At 72.1% G+C, this 21,472-nt stretch carries 16 protein-coding genes; 11 read left to right on the forward strand and 5 right to left on the reverse strand.

Annotated features, from left to right (window positions below):
• Positions 1-141 precede the first annotated feature (141 nt).
• Positions 142-978, forward strand: a complete 837-nt coding sequence (locus AB0I54_RS29070) for an alpha/beta hydrolase (protein ID WP_363299125.1) — start codon at positions 142-144, stop codon at positions 976-978.
• 52 nt (positions 979-1,030) lie between these two features.
• On the opposite strand, the gene AB0I54_RS29075 is transcribed toward AB0I54_RS29070, so the two are convergent.
• Together AB0I54_RS29075 and AB0I54_RS29080 are read right to left on the reverse strand one after the other, a co-directional pair.
• Positions 1,031-2,926, reverse strand: a complete 1,896-nt coding sequence (locus AB0I54_RS29075; RefSeq protein WP_363299126.1) for a sulfatase — start codon at positions 2,924-2,926, stop codon at positions 1,031-1,033.
• A gap of 157 nt (positions 2,927-3,083) precedes the next feature.
• A complete protein-coding gene (locus AB0I54_RS29080; RefSeq protein WP_363299127.1) occupies positions 3,084-4,703 on the reverse strand; it encodes an acyl-CoA synthetase in 1,620 nt (539 codons plus the stop codon).
• A 188-nt stretch (positions 4,704-4,891) separates the two neighbouring features.
• On the opposite strand from AB0I54_RS29080, the gene AB0I54_RS29085 reads away from it, so the two are divergent.
• The 8 genes from AB0I54_RS29085 (at position 4,892) to AB0I54_RS29120 (ending at position 13,923) form a co-directional block, all read left to right on the forward strand.
• Positions 4,892-5,692: a crotonase/enoyl-CoA hydratase family protein gene (locus AB0I54_RS29085; RefSeq protein ID WP_363299128.1), complete on the forward strand. Its 801-nt coding sequence runs from the start codon at positions 4,892-4,894 to the stop codon at positions 5,690-5,692.
• A 22-nt stretch (positions 5,693-5,714) separates the two neighbouring features.
• The gene (locus AB0I54_RS29090) at positions 5,715-6,692 is read left to right on the forward strand and encodes an OB-fold domain-containing protein (RefSeq protein ID WP_363299130.1); all 978 of its coding nucleotides are present in this window, start codon (positions 5,715-5,717) and stop codon (positions 6,690-6,692) included.
• 14 nt (positions 6,693-6,706) lie between these two features.
• On the forward strand, positions 6,707-7,756 hold the full coding sequence (locus tag AB0I54_RS29095) for a thiolase domain-containing protein (protein ID WP_363299162.1): 1,050 nt from the start codon (positions 6,707-6,709) through the stop codon (positions 7,754-7,756).
• Complete coding sequence (locus tag AB0I54_RS29100; protein WP_363299131.1) at positions 7,753-8,919, forward strand: thiolase domain-containing protein; 1,167 nt, start codon at positions 7,753-7,755, stop codon at positions 8,917-8,919. Before AB0I54_RS29095 ends, AB0I54_RS29100 begins: the two co-directional genes overlap by 4 nt.
• Before the next feature lie 82 nt (positions 8,920-9,001).
• Complete coding sequence (locus tag AB0I54_RS29105; protein ID WP_363299132.1) at positions 9,002-9,244, forward strand: DUF397 domain-containing protein; 243 nt, start codon at positions 9,002-9,004, stop codon at positions 9,242-9,244.
• Between the two features lie 151 nt (positions 9,245-9,395).
• Positions 9,396-10,298, forward strand: a complete 903-nt coding sequence (locus tag AB0I54_RS29110) for a universal stress protein (RefSeq protein WP_363299133.1) — start codon at positions 9,396-9,398, stop codon at positions 10,296-10,298.
• Positions 10,299-10,463: 165 nt separating this feature from the next.
• Positions 10,464-13,376, forward strand: coding sequence for an AAA family ATPase (locus AB0I54_RS29115; RefSeq protein ID WP_363299134.1), 2,913 nt, complete (start codon positions 10,464-10,466; stop codon positions 13,374-13,376).
• Positions 13,377-13,425: 49 nt separating this feature from the next.
• A complete protein-coding gene (locus AB0I54_RS29120) occupies positions 13,426-13,923 on the forward strand; it encodes a hypothetical protein (protein WP_363299135.1) in 498 nt (165 codons plus the stop codon).
• A gap of 12 nt (positions 13,924-13,935) precedes the next feature.
• On the opposite strand, the gene AB0I54_RS29125 is transcribed toward AB0I54_RS29120, so the two are convergent.
• Together AB0I54_RS29125 and AB0I54_RS29130 are read right to left on the reverse strand one after the other, a co-directional pair.
• Positions 13,936-15,915, reverse strand: a complete 1,980-nt coding sequence (locus tag AB0I54_RS29125) for a peptidoglycan recognition family protein (RefSeq protein ID WP_363299136.1) — start codon at positions 15,913-15,915, stop codon at positions 13,936-13,938.
• A gap of 264 nt (positions 15,916-16,179) precedes the next feature.
• Positions 16,180-17,319 (reverse strand): aminoglycoside phosphotransferase family protein, encoded by a 1,140-nt coding sequence (locus AB0I54_RS29130; protein WP_363299137.1) that lies wholly within the window; start codon positions 17,317-17,319, stop codon positions 16,180-16,182.
• 257 nt (positions 17,320-17,576) lie between these two features.
• Here AB0I54_RS29130 and AB0I54_RS29135 point away from each other — a divergent pair, with 257 nt between their 5' ends.
• On the forward strand, positions 17,577-19,073 hold the full coding sequence (locus AB0I54_RS29135) for a hypothetical protein (RefSeq protein WP_363299138.1): 1,497 nt from the start codon (positions 17,577-17,579) through the stop codon (positions 19,071-19,073).
• 71 nt (positions 19,074-19,144) lie between these two features.
• Here the strand turns inward: AB0I54_RS29135 and AB0I54_RS29140 are convergent, their stop codons facing one another.
• Positions 19,145-20,584, reverse strand: coding sequence for a SpoIIE family protein phosphatase (locus AB0I54_RS29140; RefSeq protein WP_363299140.1), 1,440 nt, complete (start codon positions 20,582-20,584; stop codon positions 19,145-19,147).
• Between the two features lie 362 nt (positions 20,585-20,946).
• Between AB0I54_RS29140 and AB0I54_RS29145 the strand changes: the two genes are divergently transcribed.
• The gene (locus AB0I54_RS29145; RefSeq protein WP_363299141.1) at positions 20,947-21,360 is read left to right on the forward strand and encodes an SsgA family sporulation/cell division regulator; all 414 of its coding nucleotides are present in this window, start codon (positions 20,947-20,949) and stop codon (positions 21,358-21,360) included.
• Positions 21,361-21,472: the final 112 nt, after the last annotated feature.

Consider the following 21,472-nt stretch of genomic DNA (forward strand, 5'->3'; position numbering starts at 1 on the left):
CGATCATTCGGTCGCCCCACCCGGGATCAGTAATCCAGGCCGCCGATGCCCGGGCAAGAGCTCCACCACGATTTTCCGCCCGGTCGGGCTCCGAAGTAACTTCGTTGCGGCCGGTCCCGGTCCACCCCGATGATCGACGGCATGCCGACCTTCACCGCACCCGACGGGACCCAGCTCGCCTATCACCTGCGCGGCACGGGCGAACCCCTCGTCGTCCTGCCCGGGGGACCGATGCGGGCCTCCGTCTACCTCGGCGACCTGGGGGGACTCACCGCCCACCGCCGACTGAGCCTGCTCGACCTGCGGGGGACCGGCGACTCCGCGGTCCCGGCTGATCCGGCGACGTACCGCTGCGACCACATGGTCGACGACGTGGAGGCATTGCGCGCCCACATGGGGCTGGAGCATATGGATCTGCTCGCGCACTCGGCGGCCGGGAGCCTGGCGATCCTGTACGCGGCACGGTATCCGGCACGGGTGCGGCGGCTCGCGCTGATCACCCCCAATCCGTCGGCCCTCGGTATGCCGGCCACCGTCGACGACCGGCTGGCCGCGGCCCGGCTGCGCGCGCACGAGCCCTGGTTCGAGAAGGGGTTCCCGGCGCTGGAGGCCTGGCTGACGGGGCAGGCCGACTTCGACCCGGCGCTCGCCCCCTTCTACTTCGGCCGCTGGGACGACGCCGCCCGTGCCCTCGACGCGGCGACCGAGGAACAGACCAACGAGGAGGCGGAGGGGCACTACTTCGCCGACGGCGCCTTCGACCCGGACGCGACCCGCGCCGCACTCACCGCCTTGACCGCCCCGGTCCTCGTGCACGCGGGCGAACTCGACGGCGGCCCCCGCCCCGACCTGGCCCGCCGCACCGCCGAGGCCTTCCCGAACGCCGAGCTCACCGTCCAGCCCGGCGCCGGGCACCACCCGTGGGTGGACGACCCGGAGTGGTTCGTACGCCGGGTCGTCGCCTTTCTGGACCGGTGAGTGGTCGTTCCCGGACCGGTGAGCCGTCGCCTTCCTGAGCCGGTGAGGGGGATCAGCCGGCGCTTGGGCCGTACGCCGTCATGAAGCGGTCGCGGAACTTGTTCATCGCCCAGACGGGCGCGTCCTTGGCCGGCTTGAGCCCCTCGGTCCAGCCCCAGTCGGAGATCCGGTCCAGGACCTTCGGGTCATGGGCGACGATCGTGACCGGCACCTCGCGGCTGGTGCTGCCGGCGGTGACGGTCGGCACGGGCTGGTGGTCGCCGAGGAAGACCAGGACCGTGTTCTTGTCGCCGTACCGCTCCATGAACCCGGTCAGGCTGCGCAGCGAGTACTCGATGGCGCCCCGGTACTCCGTGCGCACGCTCTCCGCGTTCTTCCAGACCTCCTTGGGGTCCTTGCCCTCCTTCTTGATCTGCTCGAAGACCGAGCCGTCGCCGAGGTCGTTCCAGTCGATCATGTGGGCCACGGGCGCCCAGGGGTTGTGGCTGGAGGCGAGGATGATCTCTGCCATCAGCGGGCCCCGGTCCTTCTTGCCGAACTCCAGCCGCTGGAACGCCTCCAGGCTGAACTGGTCGGGCACGGGCGTCCAGCTGAAGTACGGGCCGTGGTAGCCGAGGTGCTCGGAGTCGTAGATGTGGTCGAGGCCGAAGAACTTCCCCTCGGGCCAGGCCCGGCGCACTCCGGGCACGATGCCGACCGTGTTCCAGGCGCCGGTCCTGCGGAAGTAGCGGGTGAGGGTCATGCGGTCGCTGGACGTCAGGTTCCGGTAGCGCTGCTGGTTCTTGATCCACAGGCCGGACAGGAACGTGGAGTGGGCGAGCCAGCTGCCGGCACCCGTCACCGGCGACCTGAGCCAGCCGCTGCGCGACTCGAACCCGGCCGCCTTGAGGCCCGCGGTGCCCTCCTTGAGCACCTCGTCGATGCGCGGGGCCATCGCCGGGTCGTCGATCGCCGTACGGCCGTAGCTCTCGATGAAGGTGAACAGCACGTCCTTGCCGCGCAGTCCGGTGAGCAGCTGGTCGGGCGGTGTCTTCGCGAAGGCGTCGACGGCGGCCTGCCGCTGGAAGACACGGGCGTCCTGGAGACCCGCCTGCACCTGCTGGACGCGGTTGTCGATCAGCTCGGCGTCGATCTTGGCGGCGATGGGGGTGTCGCCGAACTGCAGGCCGACGGTGACACAGGTGATCCATGCCGTGCCGAGGATCAGTGTGGTGCGGGCGGCCACCGGGCGGTGCCGGACCATCAGGTTCGACAGGCGCACCATCGCGAGCGTCGTGAGGACGAGGACGGCGACGACGAGGACGAGCACCGCGGCGATGGCGAACAGTTCGCCGGTGCGGCCGAAGGACTCCCTCGTCCACTCCGTGGCTGCGCCGAGCAGGATCCAGTCGAGGACCAGGTCGAAGGGGCGTACCAGCACCTCGTAGAAGCCCATGTCGATGCACTTCAGGATGGTGAGCAGGCCCAGCAGCACGCCCGCGACCACCGCCGTGACCCGCCTCGGCCGCGGCGGCAGCGCGAGCAGCAGGCCCGCGAGGAGGATTCCTTCCGCGGGGATGCGCAGGAACGCGGAGACCGTGAGCCGGTCGAGCTGGTTCGGCAGCAGCAGCGCGCCGAGCACGAGGGCGGCGGCGAGCACCGTGGTCCCGATGTACACGCCGCGCGCGACCCGCGGGTACTTGCGGCGCCAGCCGAACCAGCCGGGGGAGACGGGGGCGCGCTGCGGGGCCGCTGAGTCCTCCGGGCCTGCTGAGTCCTGCGGGTCTGCTGAGTCCTCCGGGCCTGCCAAGTCCTGCGGGCCGGGCTCGGCCTCCGGAGTGCCCCCTGCGTCCGGTGCGTCGCTCCCCTTGGCGTCCGTGCCCGTGTCGGTGACCGTGTCCGCGTTCGCGTCCGGTCCCGATTCCGTCTCGGCGTCCGGCAGTTGACGAGGAGGTGTGAGGTGCGACACCCGAAGGTCCTTCCGTGCGTGGCCCGGTGCTCGTGCGGCGGACCAGGCTCGGGATGCCGGGCCCCGTCATCACCCGTACGGCCGACCGTCACCGATTGTTCAACACCGGGTCGACCGCCCGCACAGAGTACGCCGCTCAGGCCCGCCGGCCGCCGCCCTACCGGTCCGCGGCCACCGCCACCTCCCGCGCCCACCGGTAGTCCGCCTTGCCGCTCGGCGACCGCTGGATGGACTCGGTGAGCACGAGCTGGCGCGGGATCTTGTAACCGGCCAGTTGAGCGCGGCAGTGATTCTGGAGGTCGGTCAGGGACAACCGGTCCGCGCCCTTGCGCAGTTGCACCACCGCCGCCACATGATTGCCCCACTTGGTGTCCGGCACCCCGGCCACGAGCGCGTCGTACACGTCCGGATGGGACTTGAGGGCCTGCTCGACCTCCTCCGGATACACCTTCTCGCCGCCGGTGTTGATGCACTGGGAGCCACGGCCCAGCACGGTGACGACGCCCTCCGCGTCGACGGTCGCCATGTCGCCCAGCAGCACCCAGCGCCGGCCGTCCTTCTCGAAGAAGGTCTCCGCGGTCTTCCGGGGGTCGTTGTAGTAGCCGAGCGGTACGTGGCCGCACTGGGCGACCCGGCCGACCTCGCCCACCGCGACCGGTTCGTGGGTGGCCGGGTCCACCACCTGCGTACGGGAGTTGACGCGGATGCGGAAGCCGCGCTCGGGACCGGAGTCGTCCGTGGCCGTGCCGTTGAAGCCGGACTCGGAGGAGCCGAAGTTGTTCAGCAGCAGGGCGTTCGGGACCAGCTCCCGGAACTGCCTGCGCACCGTCTCCGACATGATCGCGCCCGACGAGGACACGCTGAACATGGACGAGCAGTCGGTGCCCTTCATGGGCCCGCTCAGGGCGTCGATCAGCGGCCGCAGCATCGCGTCGCCCACCAGCGACATGCTGGTGACCTTCTCCCGCTCGACGGTCCGCAGCACCTCCTCCGGCACGAACTTGCGGTGGAGCACGATCCGTTGCCCGAAGTGGAAGCCGATGAACGCGGTGAGGGTGGAGGTGCCGTGCATCAGCGGGGGAGTGGGGAAGAAGGTGATCCCCGAACCGCCGGCCGCGACCCGCTCGGCCAGCTCCTCCGGCTTCTTCACCGGCTCACCGGTCGGTGCCCCGCCGCCCAGCCCCGCGAAGAACAGGTCCTCCTGGCGCCACATCACACCCTTGGGCATCCCGGTCGTGCCGCCCGTGTAGATGATGAACTGGTCGTCCGCCGAGCGTGCGGGGAAGCCGCGCTCGGGCGACCCCGCCGCCTCGGCCTGCGTGAACGCCACGGCCGGTACCTCGCGCGCCCCCGGTGCCGGGCTCCCCACCCGCACCACGTGCCGCAGCTTCCGAGCCCGCGGCAGCGCCGCCGCCACCCGGTCGGTGAACTCGGCGTCGAAGACCAGGGCCGCCAGGTCCGCGTCGCGGTAGAGGTACACCAGCTCCTCTTCCACATAGCGGTAGTTGACGTTGACCGGGACGATCCGCGCCTTCAGACAGGCGAGCACCGTCTGCAGGTACTCGATCCCGTTGTAGAGGTGGAGGCCGAGGTGCTCGCCGGGGCGGATCCCGCTGTCGATCAGATGGTGGCCGATGCGGTTGGCGGCGGTGTCCAGCTCCGCGTAGGTGAGCCGGCGCTCCGCGCCCGTGCCGGGGTGGTCGATGTACACGAGCGCCTCGCGGTCCGGCACCACGTCGACGACCGACTCGAACAGGTCGGCAAGGTTGTACTCCACCGCTCCTCCTGACCCCGTTGCAGCGCGCGGGCGTGCCTGGCATCCGACGGTTCGCCGGTCATCAGAGCAAAGGGCGCCGCAACTGGGAAGGGTCCGCGCCAAGAAATCTGACTGTCTGTCAGAAAACCCTTGAAGTGCCCACGCGCCTACTGCAACCTGTTCTCGTTCTTTCAGAGGGGAGACGGTCAATGGGTGGGACGGAACACCTCAGCGTGCGGCGCGAGGGTGCCACACTGGTGCTCACGCTCAACAGGCCCGACGCCAAGAACGCGCTCTCGTTGCCCATGCTCGTCGGCCTGTACGACGGGTGGCTGGAGGCAGACGAGGACGACACGGTCCGCTCGATCGTGCTCACCGGGGCGGGGGGCGCCTTCTGCGCCGGGATGGACCTCAAGGCGCTGGCCGGCCGGGGCATGGCGGGGGAGCACTACCGCGACCGGCTCAAGGCCGACCCCGACCTGCACTGGAAGGCGATGCTGCGCCACCACCGCCCGCGCAAACCCGTGATCGCCGCCGTCGAGGGGTACTGCGTCGCGGGCGGGACGGAGATCCTGCAGGGCACCGACATCCGGGTCGCGGGCGAGTCCGCGACCTTCGGCCTGTTCGAGGTCAGGCGCGGGCTCTTTCCGATCGGCGGCTCGACCGTCCGGCTGCAACGGCAGATCCCGCGCACCCACGCACTGGAGATGCTGCTCACCGGACGGCCCTACAGCGCCCGCGAGGCGGCGGACATCGGGCTGATCGGCCATGTCGTCCCCGACGGCACCGCGCTGGAGCAGGCCCTGGAGATCGCCGAGCGGGTCAACGCCTGTGGCCCGCTGGCCGTCGAGGCCGTCAAGGCCTCGGTGTACGAGACCGCGGAGATGACCGAGACCGAGGGGCTCGCCGCCGAACTGGGGCGTGGCTGGCCGGTCTTCGACACAGCGGACGCCGAGGAGGGCGCCCGTGCCTTCGCGGAGAAGCGATCCCCCGTCTACAAGCGTGCCTGACCCGCGAAGGAGAGAGCCTTCGATGCCCGAAGTCCTGAGCGCCCCCCTGGTCGTGGAGTTCCCCTTCACCCGTTCCCTCGGCCCGGTCCAGAGCGCCTTCCTCACCGGCCTGCGCGAGTGTGTCGTCCTCGGCGTGCGGACCGGCGACGGCCACGTCCTCGTGCCGCCCGTGGAGTACGACCCCGTCACCGCGGAGGAGATACGCGAGCTTGTCGAGGTCGCCCCGACCGGCACCGTCACCACCTGGGCCTGGAACCACGAACCGCGCCGCGGCCAGCCCCTCGGCACCCCCTTCGCCTGGGTCCTGGTCCGGCTCGACGGCGCCGACACCGCCCTCCTGCACGTCCTGGACGCGCCCGGCCCCGACACCGTGCACACCGGCATGCGGGTGCGCGTGCGCTGGGCCGAGGAGCGCTCCGGCGCCATCACGGACATCGCCTGCTTCGAGCCGTACGAGGGCGAGGCGAGCGAGGTGGGCGATGCGAGCGAGGCGGGCGAGAACACCGGAGCCGAGGCGCACAGCGGCGAGTTCGAGGACCCGGTCACCGGGATCGTCGCCCCCGCCCGCCTCGACTACACCTACTCGCCCGGCCGCGCACAGTCCGCCTACATCACCGCCCTCTCCGGACGGCGGACCGTGGGCGAGCGCTGTCCGTCCTGCCGCAAGGTGTACGTCCCGCCCAGGGGTGCGTGCCCCACATGTGGTGTCGCCACAGCCGAACAGGTGGAAGTGGGTCCCCGCGGCACGGTCACCACCTTCTGCATCGTCAACATCAAGGCGCGGAACCTCGACATCGAGGTGCCCTACGTCTACGCGCACATCGCCCTCGACGGCGCCGGCCTCGCGCTGCACGGCCGTATCGGCGGCATCCCCTACGACCAGGTGCGGATGGGCCTGCGCGTCGAGCCGGTGTGGACGGACGGGGCCCGCCATCCCGACCACTACCGGCCCACCGGCGAACCCGACGCGGACTACGACGCCTACAAGGAGCTGCTGTGACGCAAGGAGCCGCCCTGACGCGGGACATCGCCGTCGTGGCCTTCGCGCAGACCGGGCACCGGCGCACCAGCGAGGAGCTCTCCGAGGTGGAGATGCTCATGCCGGTGCTGCACGAGGTCCTCGGCGAAACCGGCCTGAGGACCGCCGACATCGGCTTCACCTGCTCCGGCTCCAGCGACTATCTGGCCGGCCGGGCCTTCTCCTTCACCCTCGCCCTCGACGGCGTGGGGGCCTGGCCGCCCATCTCCGAGTCGCACGTGGAGATGGACGGCGCGTGGGCGCTGTACGAGGCGTGGACCAAGCTGCTCACCGGGGACGCGGACACCGCTCTCGTGTACGCGTACGGCAAGTCCTCGCCCGGCTCGGTCCGTGACGTGCTCTCCCGGCAGCTCGACCCGTACTACGTCGCCCCGCTGTGGCCGGACTCCGTGGCGCTGGCCGCGCTCCAGGCGCAGGCGCTCATCGACGCGGGGGACACCGACGAGCCCGCGCTCGCCGCCGTCGGGGCACGCAGCCGGGCCGCCGCCGCGGACAACCCCCACGCGCAGCTTCGTGGTCCGGTGCCCCGGGGCGACTACCTGGTACGGCCCCTGCGCACCGGTGACTGTCCGCCCATCGGCGACGGCGCCGCCGCCGTGATCCTCGCGGCCGCCGAGCGGGCCCGGGACCTGTGCGCGCGACCCGCCTGGATCCGGGGCCTCGACCACCGCATCGAGGCCCACGCACTGGGCGTGCGCGATCTGACCGACTCACCCTCCACGCGTCTGGCCGCGGAGCGCGCGGGTGCCTTCGAACGGCCCGTCGACACCGCCGAGCTGCACGCGCCGTTCGCCTCCCAGGAGGTCGTCCTGCGCAAGGCGCTGCGGCTCGACGACGGCGTGCGCGTCAATCCGTCCGGCGGCGCCCTGGCCGCGAACCCGGTCATGGCCGCCGGTCTCGTGAGGATCGGCGAGGCGGCCGCCCGGATCCACCGTGGCGAGTCCGACCGGGCGCTCGCCCACGCCACGTCCGGCCCCTGTCTGCAGCAGAACCTGGTCGCCGTACTCGAAGGGGATCCACGATGAGCAAGGAGCCCGTGGCCGTCACAGGGATCGGCCAGACCAAGCACGTGGCGGCCCGCCGGGACGTGTCGATCGCCGGACTCGTCCGCGAGGCCGCCCGGCGGGCCCTGGACGACGCCGAGCTGACCTGGTCCGACATCGACGCCGTCGTCATCGGCAAGGCGCCCGACTTCTTCGAGGGCGTCATGATGCCGGAGCTGTACCTGGCCGACGCGCTCGGCGCGGTCGGCAAGCCCATGCTGCGGGTGCACACGGCCGGCTCGGTCGGCGGGTCCACCGCGCTGGTCGCCGCGGGCCTCGTGGCGGCACGCGTCCACGGCACGGTCCTCACCCTCGCCTTCGAAAAGCAATCCGAATCCAACGCCATGTGGGGCCTGTCGCTGCCGGTCCCCTTCCAGCAGCCGCTGCTCGCGGGCGCGGGCGGCTTCTTCGCGCCCCATGTGCGCGCGTACATGCGGCGCAGCGGCGCCCCCGACACGATCGGCTCGCTGGTCGCCTACAAGGACCGGCGCAACGCCCTGAAGAACCCCTACGCCCATCTCCACGAGCACGACATCACCCTGGAGAAGGTCCAGGCGTCCCCCATGTTGTGGGACCCCATCCGCTACTCGGAGACCTGCCCGTCCTCGGACGGCGCCTGCGCCATGGTCCTGACCGACCGGGCCGGGGCCGCCCGCGCGCCCCGGCCGCCCGCCTGGATGCTGGGCGGCGCGATGCGCAGCGAGCCCACGCTCTTCGCCGGGAAGGACTTCGTCTCGCCGCAGGCCGGCAAGGACTGCGCCGCCGACGTCTACCGACAGGCCCACATCGCCGACCCGCGCCGGGACATCGACGCCGTCGAGATGTACGTGCCGTTCTCCTGGTACGAGCCCATGTGGCTGGAGAACCTCGGCTTCGCCGAGGAGGGCGAGGGCTGGAAGCTCACCGAGTCCGGGGTGACGGAGCTCGACGGGGACCTGCCCGTCAACATGTCCGGCGGTGTGCTGTCCACCAACCCGATCGGCGCCTCGGGCATGATCCGCTTCGCCGAGGCGGCGCTCCAGGTCCGTGGACAGGCGGGAGAGCACCAGGTGGACGGGGTCCGCAGGGTGCTCGGGCACGCCTACGGCGGCGGCTCCCAGTTCTTCTCGATGTGGCTCGTGGGATCCGACGCGCCCGACACCTGAAAGGTCCTCCTCATGTGGCCTGTCGGCGGTCGGGGTCGATCGCTAGGCTGACCGCGGACGACGAATCGGGAGGAGCACGGACGTGGCCGAGAGCACCATCCAGCAGCAGCCGCTCGTGGGTTGGGACAAGCCGGAGCTGGACCTGAGCGGGGCCGAGTGGCAGTCCAGCAGCCGAGGTCTTGGGGATGTCCAGATCGCCTTCGTCGAGGGATTCATCGCGATGCGCAACAGCGGCCGGCCCCAGAGCCCTTCCCTGATCTTCACCCCCGCGGAGTGGGGCGCTTTCGTGTCCGGGGCGAGGGAAGGGGAGTTCGACCTGACCTGAGCCGGGGGCGCCGCGAGCGGTGCCGACGAGCCGACCGGTGGGTGTTCCGTCCCGTTTTCCGGACACGCGACCTGTAGGGCCCCTCCGGGGCGGCCGCCTCGACGAGGCTGGCCCCGGACAGGGGGAGGTCGCCTTCCGGAGGTGAGGAACGATGAACACTGCGCCGGTCGTCGCAGCGGTCGACGGTTCGGACGACAGCCTGCGTGCCCTGGACTGGGCCCTCGCGGCCGCCCGCAGACGCTCCGCCCCGCTGCGGGTGGCGCACGCGTGGCAGTACGCCGCCTGGGCCCAGCCCGACATCCTGGTCGTGGGACCGCCCGGACCCGACGACGACTTCGTCCTCGACCGGGCGCGCGAGCATCTGGCGGGCCGCGGCGAGGGCCTCGACGTGGAGTACACCGCCCCGGTGGGGGCGCCCGCCGTCGTCCTGCCCGAACTCAGCGCCACCGCACAGCTGTTGGTGCTGGGATCCCGGGGGCGCGGCGGCTTCGCCAGCCTGCTGCTCGGCTCCAACAGCCTTGCCGCCGCCCGGGACGCCGAGTGCCCCGTCGTCGTGGTGCCGCGGCCCGGCCGCGAGGTTCACGAGGGACTGCCGGCCGAGCCCGGGCCCCGGGTGGTCGTCGGCCTGCACGCGGACAGCCCCGACGAGGCCGCCCTGGCCTTCGCCTTCACCGAGGCCGCCCTGCTCGGCGCCCGCCTCCAGGTGATCGCCGCCTACCCGTGGCCGGTGACGAGCCTGGCCGCCCCCGGTGAACTGCTCCCGCCCGCCGTCGACCGGAGCGCCGTCGAGCACGAGACACGGATCCTGGCCGAGGGCTTCCTCGCCCCGCACCGCAAGGCGCGCCCGGACGTCCGCTGCGACGTCCACGCGCTGCCCGGCGACGCGGCCGGTCACCTCGTGGCCGCCTCCGGGGACGCCGCGCTGGTCGTCGTCGGGCGCCACCGCCGACGCCTCCTCGCGCCGGCCCGCATGATGGGCTCCGTCACCCAGGCGGTCCTGCTGCACGCGGCGAGCCCGATCGCGGTGGTACCGCCCGCACCCCCCGAGGAGTGAGCCGCACCCGCTCCGTACGGGGGGACCGGAAGCCCGCGCGGAACTGTTTCGAGCAGTACCTGCCGATCATGCTCACACGGTCGCGGCGAGGCGTACGCTGGGGTGCCTGACAGCCACGCTGCGTGCCCGCTCCCCGCGCGGGTGCGACTGTGGCGGGGGGTAGTGATGGAACAACGGATCGTTCGGAACAAGCGGACGCTCCTCGAACGGGAAAGCGAACTCGCCGCGATCGACGAGGCGTTGGGCGAGCTCACCGGTCTGCGGGCGGACGGCACCGAACAGCCCGCGCCGCCGCGCGGCGCGTTACTGGCCTTCGCGGGCCGCGCCGGAATCGGCAAGACCACCCTCCTCGCCGAGGTCCGCCGCCGCGCCACCGCACAGGGCTGCACGGTGCTGTCCGCCCGCGGCGGCGACCAGGAACAGCGCGTCGCCTTCCACGTGGCCCGCCAGCTCCTGCAACCGCAGCTCGCGGGCGTCCCGGAGGCCGAACTGCGCTCCTCACTGGGCAGTTGGTACGACATCGTCGGCCCCGCCCTCGGTCTGTGCGCCCCCACCGACGGCGCCCCACCCGACCCGCAGGGCCTGGGCGACGGCCTCGACTGGGTGCTCACCCATCTCGCCGTGCGCCGCGCCCCGATGGTCCTGGTCCTCGACGACGCGCACTGGGCCGACCCCGAATCCCTGCGCTGGCTGGCCGCGTTCGCACCCCGGGCCGAGGACCTCCCGATGCTGGTCGTCGTCGCCTACCGGCCCGACGAACTGCCCGACCACGCCGAGTCGTTCCGCTCACTGCCTGGACGCGCCGGCGGACGCCCGCTCGGCCTGGAGCCGCTCAGCGTGGCCGCCGTGACCCGACTGGTGCGGGAGACCCTCGGCGCGCACGCCGACGACGCGTTCTGCCGCGAGTGCTGGGCCGTCACCGAGGGCAACCCGTTCGAGACGGTCGAACTGACCGCCAAGGTGAGCGACCGTGGCCTCACCCCGACCGAGGCCGGGGCACCCCTGCTGCGCGACCTCGCCGCCGCCGTCAAGGGCAGCGGTCTGATCACCCGGCTCGAACGCCTCGGCACCTCCACCGTCCGCTTCGCCTGGGCCTGCGCCGTCCTGGGCACCGAGATCCATCCGGCGCTCGCCGCCGCCGTCGCCGGACTCGGCCCCGAGGAGGCCGCCGACGCCGCGGACGCGCTGCGCGGCGCCCGCATCCTCACCGGCGACGTGACCGCCGAGGGCACCCTGGAGTTCGTCCACCCGCTGATCGCCACCGCCGTCTACCGGGCCATCCCGACCGGCGTCCGGGTCGCCCTGCACGGACAGGCCGCCTGGTGCGTGATCAACGACGGGCAGGGGCCCTCCGCCGCAGGCCGCCATCTCCTGGAGACCCACCCCGACGGCGACACCTGGGTCGTGCAGCAACTGCGCGCCGCCGCCGGCGAGACCCTCAGGGCCGGCGCCCCCGACGCCGCCCGCGGCTACCTCGCCCGTGCGCTGCGCGAACCCCCGCTCCCGGCCGACCGGGCCGCCGTCCTGTACGAGCTGGGCTCCGCCTCCCTGCTCACCGAACCGGCGACCACCGTCAACCATCTGCGCGCCGCCCTCGACGAGCCCATCGCCGACCCCGAACTGCGGCACAACATCGTCTACCGCCTCTCCCAGGTCCTCGCCCACAGCGACCACCTCGCCGAGGCCTCCGACACCCTCGCCCGGGAGATACGGCTGACCGGCGACGCCCGGGTCCGGCTGCGCATGGCGGCCGAGCAGTTCATGTGGGACGCCTTCCGCGCCGACGAGCCCGACCATCCGGCCCGCTCCCGCCGCCTCGCCCGGCTCGCCGACCGGCTCAAGGGCCGCGACCTCACCGAGCGCTACGTCATCGGACTGCGCACCTGGGACGCGGTCCTGCGCGGCGAACCCGCCCCCGTCGCCCTCCACCACGCCGAACGCGCCCTGGCCGGCGGCCTGCGCTGGGCCGAGCCCGACCGCGGATTCGAGGTCCCGGTCCTGGTGGCCATGACCTTCATGTACGCCGACCGGCCGGGCCGCACCGAGGAGCTCTTCGCCGCCGGGATCGCCGACTACGAACACCAGGGCTGGCGCGGCGCCCACCTCTCCTTCGCCTACACCCTGCTGGCCTACGTCCGCTATCGCAGGGGGCGGCTCGCCGAGGCCGAGGACTTCGTCCGCGCGGGCCTCAGGCTCGCCGAACGCGTCGGGCCCGGCACCCCCGCCCACTGGTACGCCATGGGCATCCTGATCGAGGTCCTGCTGGCCCGGGGCCGGGTCACGGAGGCCGCCCAGACCGCCGACGCCTTCTGCTTCGGGGAACCCTTCCCGGCCGCCGTAGTCTTCCCCGACGTCCAGACCGTGTACGGCGAACTGCTCCTGGCCCGCGGCCTGCCCAAGGAAGCGGCCGCCGCGCTCTCGGCCGCCGGACGCCGCCTCGACCCCCGGGGCATCCGCAATCCGGCCTGGTGCCCCTGGCAGGTGCACCTCGCCCGCGCACAGAGCCACGACGACCCCGAACGGGCCCTGGACACCGCCCTGGAGGCGGTCGGCCGCGCCCGCCAGTTCGGCGCCCCGTCCGCCATCGGACAGGCCCTGCGGACGGCCGCGGAGGTGTCCTCGGGCTCCGCCCGGGTCAAGTACCTGGAAGAGGCCGTCACCCATTTGGACCGCTCCCCGGCCGCCTACGAGCTCGCCTACGCACTGGTAGCCCTGGGCACCGAACTGCGCCGCAACGGCCGCACCAGGGAAGCCGCCGACCATCTCTACCGGGGCCTCGAAACGGCGGCCCAGTGCGGCGCCGACGGACTCGCCGAGACGGCCCGCGACGAGCTCGCCGCCGCCGGACTGCGCCCCCGCCGTCTGCACAGCGCCGAGACCGACACCCTCACCACACGCGAACGCACGGCAGCCACGCTCACCGTCGCCGGCCGCACCGAGCCGGAGATCGCAGCGGAGCTCCACACGGACGAGCAGACCGTCGTATGCCTGCTGTCGGCGGTCTACCGGAAGCTGGGCACCGACCCCTCGGGGCTGGCGTCGGCCCTCGGGCAGGGGAGGAGATCCGGCACCCGTTGAGACGGCTCCCGCACGTCACCGATCGCGTCCATGCACGTACCATGGCCGCATGTCGTTCCTCCGCCGCCGCAGCGCCACTCCCGCCGGGCCCGACTTCGACGTACTGGCCATGGATCCGGGCGACTGGCCCGGCAATCTGGGCGCGGGCCTGCTGCCCGCCCCCGACGGCAGCTGCCAGGGCGTCTTCCTGCGCTACGACCTGTTCGGCGGCCGCGGACCCGCCATGATCATCGGCAATCTGCCGGAGGGCTCCCCGGCGCGTGAGGTGGCCGAGGGCGAGATCCCCTTCGAGGTGGCCCAGCTGCTGCTGGCGCTGGAGAACGACGAGGAGGTGACCGTCACCGACGCGGAGGACATGCCGGTGCTGCAGGGCGACAACCTCCTGATCGTGCGGCGCCTGAAGCTCTCCGAGGGCCGGATCTCCTGTGTCCAGTTCGACCGCAGCGACGGCGTCCTGGTCACCATCGCCGCCTGGGACCGCCCCATCACCGACGACCTGTACGCCCTGCTGAAGCCGCTCCCGGCGGAGCTTTTCCAGCAGGGCTGACGCGGACAGGCCCTAGGGGGCCGAGGAGGGCTCGACGCGGACGTCCGCCGCGCGGACGAACGCCACCCGGTGGCCGTACTGGATCTCGTAGTACAGGTCCTTGCCGACCACGACCCTGTGCGAGTCGGTGGTGAAGGTGACCGCGTAGTAGTACTCGCCCGGCACCTCGTCACCGACCACGTACTTCTGGTTCGCCGGCACGGTGTACGGCAGCGGTGCGACCGTCTGGGCGGGCACTCCCGTCGGATAGGCCTCCTTCTCCGGGTACGCGCGGCCGTACACGGGGATGCTCGTCGAACCGTCCTTCGGCGTGATCACCAGGCCGGAGGCGTTCACCGCCGTCGGCGCCTTCTGCGGGTTCCTGAACCACGCCTTCTGGCCCAGGTACCAGATGGCCGTCCAGTCGCCCCAGCGGTCGGCGACGGCGTACTGCTGGCCGGTGGAGACCCGCGAGGACAGATCGTTCACCCCGGTGGTCGGGGTCGTGCCCAGGCCGATGTCCTTGATCAGGGCCGAGTTCTCGTCGTGGTCGGAGTACAGCCGCACCTCACTGGAACCGTGGGCCGCGCAGGGCTCGCCGTTGGTGGTGCAGTCCGTGTACTCCGGCCGGTTCGACGCGTAGTCGGGCCGGATCGTCACCAGGCCGCCCTTCTTGCCCGCGGTGCGCTTGAAGGGGTGGCCCAGCAGGTCGAAGTAGTGCCGCCAGTCCCAGTACGGGCCCGGGTCGGTGTGCATGTCGTCGATCGTCGACGTGGTCGGGCCCGGCACGTTGTCGTGGCCGAGGATGTGCTGCCGGTCCATGGGGATGCCGTACTTCTCGGCGAGGTACCTCACCAGCCGGGCCGACGACCGGTACATCGCCTCCGTGTACCAGGCGTCCGGTGCCGCCAGGAAGCCTTCGTGCTCGATGCCGACCGACTTCGCGTTGATGTACCAGTTGCCCGCGTGCCAGGCCACGTCCTTGGCCTTGACGTGCTGGGCGATCAGACCGTCCGTGGAGCGGATGGTGTAGTTCCACGACACATAGGTGGGGTCCTGCACCAGGTTCAGGACGCCGTCCCAGGTGCCCTCGGTGTCATGGACGACGATGTACTTGATGCTCTGCGACGCCGGCCGGTCACCGAGATCGTGGTTGCCGTAGTCGTTGTCCCCGAACTCCGCGTACGGCGCCGGGATCCACTCGCAGGACACCGACGCCGGGCACTCCGTCCCGTCGGCGGACACCGTGCGCAGACCCGTGCGCCGCAGCTGCGCGGTGTTCGCCCGCAGTTGCGGCTGCGCGGCCAGCGCGACCTGCTGCCCCTCGTCCGTGGTGCGCGACTCGCCGGTGCGCAGCACGTCGTACACGTCGTTCGCGTACGCCGCCGCGGTCGCCGTGTCGTCCGCGCCGGAGAACCGGGCCACCGCGCCGTACCAGTCGGCCGGGTCGGAGCTGAGCGGCTCGCCCAGGGCCTTCTGGTCGGCGGCGAGCAGGGCGGCACCGCCGGCCACATTGGCCGTGGGGTCGGTACGCAGCTTTGCGGCCGGCAGTCCGGTCAGCCCGGCCGCTCTCGGCAGGGTCCTGAGGCGGGCCGGGAGCGCGGAGCTGTCCGGTACCGCGGTGTGCGGGTGCAGGGCCGCGCGCGCGTTGTCGCCGCGGGCGTCCTCGGTGCCGTCGGCGAAGTGCTCGGCCGCGGTCAGCGCGGTGCGCGCGTCGGTGAGGTGCATCGGGCCGTAGCCGCCGGTCACACTCGGCGCTCCGGCGTGGGTGTCCCAGCGGGACTGGAGGTAGGAGACGGCCAGCAGAACGCTCTGCGGCACGTGGTACTCGGCGGCCGCGCCGGCGAAGGCACGCTGCAGCACACCGGGGGAGGACCCGGTATCGGCCGAGCCCGGGGCGGGGGCCGCACCGAGCAGGGGGAGCAGCAGGGCCGCACTGGCCACTGCGCCGGCCGTCCTCCGGGCGCGTCTGTTGCCGGGAGTCGAGGTGGGGTCAGTGGCGGATCCTCGCAATGCGGCCTCCTGTGACGGGCGGGCGTGGCGGGGCGTGCGGCGCCGAGCTGGGTCAGTGGTACCGGCTTGCCGACGATCCGTCAATGATGCCTGCAGGAGGGAGACTTCCCATGTCAAGAAGGTGTTCGGCGAGTTTCGTGGCGGCGGCTCGTGGGCCTGCGGGGCGTCAGTGGCGTACACCAATGGCCGCCCACCGACCGGCCCGCGCACATACGAAGATCCGCGGTGCGCCCGGCCTGGGCGCACCGCGGACCGACATCCCCGTCAGCGAGTGCCGACCGCCGCGCGTACCGCCCTGCGGGCCAGCTGGCAGTCGTCGTGCAGCCGCCTCAGCAGCAGCCGCTGTTCCTCGCCGGTCGACACCGCGGCCGGATGGGCCGCGCCAGGTGCCGCAGGGGCCGGGTCGTGCATCGAGCGCTGCACGGCCGTCTCGTAGGTACGGATCTCCCGGGTGAGGACGAGCATCAGGTTCACCAGGAAGGCGTCACGCGCGGCGGGACCCGCCGACTGGGCGATCTGGCTGATCTGCCGCCGCGCCACCGGCGCGTCGCCGAGGACCGACCACAGCGTGGCCAGGTCGTAGCCCGGCAGGTACCAGCCCGCGTGCTCCCAGTCCACCAGCACCGGACCGGCCGGTGAGAGCAGGATGTTCGAGAGCAGCGCGTCGCCGTGGCAGAACTGGCCCATCCCCTGCCGGCCCGCCGCATGCGCGATGCCGTGCAGCAGCTTCTGCAGGTCGCCCATGTCCCGGTCGGTGAGCAGCCCCAGCTCGTGGTAGCGGGAGATCCGGGCCGCGTAGTCCAGCGGGGCGTCGAAGGTGCCCGCCGGCGGCCGCCAGGCGTTCAGCCGGCAGATCGCCCCGAGCGCAGCCCGGATGTCCGCGCGCGGCGGGGCCTCGGCCGGGTGCCGCTGGAACGCCGCCACCCGGCCGGGCATGCGTTCCACCACCAGGGTGCAGTTGTCCGGGTCCGCCGCGATCAGCCTCGGCGCCCGGACCGGCGGCCGGTGCCGGACGAACGAGCGGTAAGCGGCTATTTCGTGCCGGTACCGCTCGGCCCACGCGGGCGAGTGGTCGAGCAGGCACTTGGCGACGGCCGTGCTGCGCCCCGTCGTCCCGACGAGGAGCACGGACCGCCCGCTGCGGCGCAGCACCTGCACCGGAGCGAACTCCGGACAGATGCGGTGCACCGAGGCGATCGCGGTGCGCAGCTGGGCGCCCTGGGGGCCGGACAAGTCGAGTCTCCCGCTGAGCGGTTGGGTACCGATCCCCGCGGCACGCCGGGGCCGGCCCACGACCGGCACGGGCGCCCCCGGACGCGCGGGGTCGAGGTAGGGGCCGCTGCCCGCCGGACGGGTGCGCAGCGACCGGGGCGGGGCGGACACGGAGGACGATGCTGCGTACATGGGCGATACCCATCCCTTCGTGTGCCTGCATGCCTGCCTGGTGAGTCCTCGCGCCCACCCGGCCCGGCCGCCCGGGCGCATCCTGGGGAATGTGCCCGTTGTGACGAGTGGCGACCGGGTCGGGGTGGCGCGTTCCTACCTGACACCCGATGCCCAGTGGCACACCATCTGGCGCACCCTGGCGAACCGTGGCGAATAGTCGCCCGGCAACTCTCACCGGGCTACTGTCAACTCAGCCGAGAACCTGGGGGCTTGACGTGAGCGGACAACCCAACACCCGGCTCGCGGATCTGTTCGGCCTGGCCGGCTGGTCCAAGGGCGAACTCGCGAGGCAGGTCAACAAGCAGGCGGCGGCCATGGGCCACCCCCAGCTGGCGACCGACACCTCCCGGGTGCGGCGGTGGATCGACATGGGAGAGATCCCGCGCGATCCGGTGCCGCGGGTGCTGGCGGCTCTGTTCACCGAGCGTCTCGGCCGTGTCGTGACCATCGAGGACCTCGGTCTGGTGCGGCACGGGCGTGCGGGGAAACGGCCGGGCGGCGGGATTGCGGAACATCCCGACGGCGTGCCGTGGGCGCCCGAACGTACCGCCGCGGTCCTCACCGAATTCACGGGAATGGACCTCATGCTCAACCGACGCGGCTTGGTGGGCGCGGGTGCCGCGCTCGCCGCAGGATCCGCACTCAGCAGCGCCATGTACGACTGGCTGCACAACGACCCGACACTCAGGGCCGACGCCCCTGCCCTCGACGACCCCCTGCACGCCGACCCGGCCGGCTTCGACCGCTACGAGGCCGCCCCCATCGGATCGCAGGAGATCGAGGAACTGGAGCGCTCGGTCGAGGTGTTCCGGGCCTGGGACGCGGCCCGCGGCGGCGGGCTGCAGCGCAAGGCTGTGGTGGGTCAGCTCAATGAGGTGGGCGGCATGCTCGCCTACCGTCACCCCGACCATCTCCAGCGGCGCCTGTGGGGCGTCGCGGCCAACCTCGCCGTCCTCGCGGGCTGGATGTCGCACGACGTCGGCCTGGAACCCACGGCCCAGAAGTACTTCGTCATCGCCGCCCATGCGGCCCGTGAGGGCGGTGACCGGCCCCGCGCCGGGGAGGCGCTCTCCAGAGCGGCTCGCCAGATGGTGCATCTGGGCCGGCCGGACGAAGCACTCGACCTGATGAAGCTCGCCCAGTCCGGCTCGGGCCACGAGGTGCTGCCGCGCACCCGGGCGATGTTCCACACCATCGAGGCCTGGGCACAGGCGTCGACGGGCAAGGGCCAGGCGATGCGCCGCACCCTCGGCCGGGCGGAGGACCTCTTCGTCTCCGACCGGGGCGACGTGCCGCCGCCTAGCTGGATGCAGATGTTCAACGAAGCGGATCTGTACGGCATGCAGGCCCTGGCCTACCGCACACTGGCCGAGCACGACCCGAGCGCGGCCGCGCACGCCCAGCACTACGCGGACAAGGCCCTGGCGCTCAGGGCCGGCAGCCGGCAGGAGCGGTCCCAGATCTTCGACTTCCTGTCCATGGCCTCCGCGTGCTTCATCGCGGACGACCCCGAACAGGCCGGCCACTACGCGCGGCTGGCCCTGGTGTCGATGGGATCGAACTCCTCCCACCGCACCTGGGACCGGCTGCGCCAGATGTACCGGCTGACCGCCGAGTACTCCAACTACCCGAAGATCCAGCAACTGCGGGAGGAGATCAGGCTCGCCCTGCCCAAGCCCAAGAGCAGGGGCGGCAACAGCGCACAGGCATAGGGGGTCCGCGCGCTCGACCCGCCCTGAAACAGCCGTCCGTCTCGGCTGTCCCTATTCACTCACCGCTGTCCTTATTCACTCACCTTGGCGATGAGCACGCAGGCCTCGTCCTCGCGCCCGCTCTCGCCGAACTCCTCGACCACCGCCCGTACGCAGTCCTGAGCGGTGCCTGCCGTCCCGAACCGCGGGGCCAGGCCGAGGAGACGGTCCAGGGAGTCGGCGCTGCTGTGCCCGGGCACCAGTCCGTCGGTGTGCAGCAGAAGCAGGTCGCCCGGTTCCAGAGTCACTTCGGCCTGCCCGTAACCGGCTCCCGAGGTGGCGCCGAGCAGCACGCCGTCCGGCGCGCTGAGCATGCACCCCGTCCCGTCGCGGAACAGCAGCGGGGCGGGGTGTCCTGCCTGCGCCCATACCAGGGTGCGGGTCGCGGGCCGGTAGCGGCAGCAGACGGCGCTGCCCAGGGCCGGCTGCACGGTGGCGTCCAGTAACTGGTTCAGCCAGACCATCAGCTGACCGGGCTGGGTGCCCGCCATCGCCATGCCGCGCAGGGCGCCCAGCAGCATCGCCATGCCCGAGGTGACGGTCACGCCGTGCCCCGTCAGATCGCCGACGCTGAGCAGTGTGTCGCCGTCGGACAGTTCGATCGCGTCGTACCAGTCGCCGCCGATCAGCGCGCCCGTCTCGGACGGCAGACAGCGGGCCGCGAGGTCGAGGGTCTGCGGCCCCCGTCGCGGGAGCCGCAGGGAGCCGCGCCACGGCGGCAGCACGGCTTCCTGCAGCTCGACCGCAAGCCTGTGCTCGGTCTGGGCCTGGTGCCGTTGGCGCTGCAACGAGTCACGGGTCTCGCGCACCGTCCGCTGGCTGCGGCGCAGTTCACTGACGTCACGCAGCACGGCCCACATCGAGGCGGTGCTGCCGTCGGCGTCGAGCACGGGCTCGCCCATCATGTGCACGGTCCGCGTGAGTCCGTCGGGCCGCACCACGCGGAACTCCCCGTCGATCGGCTTGGCGTCGACCAGACAGTCCGTCACCATCGCGGTCAGCTTCGCCCGGTCGTCGTCGAGCACCAGGGACGGCAGTTCGTCGAGGGTGAGAGCGGGAGTGTCCGGGACGAGGCCGAGGATCTGGTAGAGCTCCCCGGACCAACTGGCCTCGTCCGTCAGCAGGTTCCACTCGGCGCTGCCGACGCGGCTCAGCAGGGAGCCGCGGTCCGCTTCACCGGACGCCACCGGCACGGCGGCCGCCGGTAACGCCTCGGTGGTGGCCGGCGCCACCGGCAGCGGTCCGTCCCGCAGTTGCGCCAAGTGCTGGTCCAGATCGTCGAGTTGGTGCAGTGCGAGGTCGTACAGCGCGCGCTGCCATCGCTCCTCGGGGTCCGAACCGTAGCTCTGCGCGTCCCGCCGTACGGCGTCCACCTCGCCCTTGAGCCGCCGCGTCTGCGTTATCAGCGCCTCGACCGAGCCGCGCCCGGGTGGCTGGGCGGCTGGTCGGTCCGCGGAGAGATGGGACGGCATGACGCACTCCGATGCGGGGACGGGACGGCCAAGGGGGACGGAGGGACCGGTTACGACTGTTGCACAGCCCGCGACGCCCTGTAAGGGATTTGGCAACACACGATCCGGTGGTGCTTCTGGCATATGTCAGAGTCTTCAATGCATGGTCGGCCGGTGCGAATGGCGTACCTGGCGTGGTGGACAAGTCGTAGACGGCATACGTGCGTTGACCGATCGGGAGGAGCTCGGATGTAGCGTTCAGGCGTCTGTTCGACGTGCCCGTGTTCTATGCCGCCCGCGACCTCGGCGGGGCATGGCGCGGTCCGCACCAACTATGTCCGAATTTCGCGCCATGCGAACGGCCGCTGCGGACTCGTAAAGGCATGGACACCATGTTCGAGCAGCCCGCCCGTGCCCGGCTCGTCACTCCCGAGGACCGTGAGGTCCCCGTGCCCGCCATGCTGCGGTACACCTCCGAGGATCCGCTGGCCGTGTTCTTCGACTTCCCGCCCGAGTCCACCCTCGACGGCGCCTGCGTCACCTGGACCTTCGCGCGTTCCCTCCTCGACGAGGGGCTGAACGCCCCTGCCGGACGCGGCGACGTACACATCTGGCCGTGCGGGCGTACGCGTACGGTCCTCGAGTTCCACTCGCCGTACGGCATCGCCCTGCTCCAGTTCGACACCGCGGTGCTGCGCCGCTTCCTGCTGCGCGCCTATGCCCTGGTGCCGGCCGGGCAGGAGGACGTCGGGGCGGTGGTCGAGCGCGGGCTGAGCGCCCTGTTCGGCGGCGTCTGACGCCACCCCGCCACCCCGGCGGGAGCTTTGACTTCTCTTCACCTCCGTCTCACCGCGCGGGTATGGAACTCGACGAACACCCCATGCACCCTTGCGCGCGGTGTGCCACCGG

Origin of the sequence: Streptomyces sp. NPDC050625, from assembly GCF_040654755.1 — a bacterium.
Lineage (GTDB): Bacteria > Actinomycetota > Actinomycetes > Streptomycetales > Streptomycetaceae > Streptomyces.

Excerpts from the sequence above, each read along its gene's own strand:
- AB0I54_RS29130 (WP_363299137.1), bottom strand. The coding sequence starts at position 17,319 with ATGTACGCAGCATCGTCCTCCGTGTCCGCCCCGCCCCGGTCGCTGCGC.
- AB0I54_RS29090 (WP_363299130.1), top strand. The coding sequence starts at position 5,715 with ATGCCCGAAGTCCTGAGCGCCCCCCTGGTCGTGGAGTTCCCCTTCACC.
- AB0I54_RS29070 (WP_363299125.1), top strand. The coding sequence starts at position 142 with ATGCCGACCTTCACCGCACCCGACGGGACCCAGCTCGCCTATCACCTG.
- AB0I54_RS29140 (WP_363299140.1), bottom strand. The coding sequence starts at position 20,584 with ATGCCGTCCCATCTCTCCGCGGACCGACCAGCCGCCCAGCCACCCGGG.
- AB0I54_RS29100 (WP_363299131.1), top strand. The coding sequence starts at position 7,753 with ATGAGCAAGGAGCCCGTGGCCGTCACAGGGATCGGCCAGACCAAGCAC.
- AB0I54_RS29110 (WP_363299133.1), top strand. The coding sequence starts at position 9,396 with ATGAACACTGCGCCGGTCGTCGCAGCGGTCGACGGTTCGGACGACAGC.
- AB0I54_RS29145 (WP_363299141.1), top strand. The coding sequence starts at position 20,947 with ATGGACACCATGTTCGAGCAGCCCGCCCGTGCCCGGCTCGTCACTCCC.
- AB0I54_RS29085 (WP_363299128.1), top strand. The coding sequence starts at position 4,892 with ATGGGTGGGACGGAACACCTCAGCGTGCGGCGCGAGGGTGCCACACTG.
- AB0I54_RS29115 (WP_363299134.1), top strand. The coding sequence starts at position 10,464 with ATGGAACAACGGATCGTTCGGAACAAGCGGACGCTCCTCGAACGGGAA.
- AB0I54_RS29120 (WP_363299135.1), top strand. The coding sequence starts at position 13,426 with ATGTCGTTCCTCCGCCGCCGCAGCGCCACTCCCGCCGGGCCCGACTTC.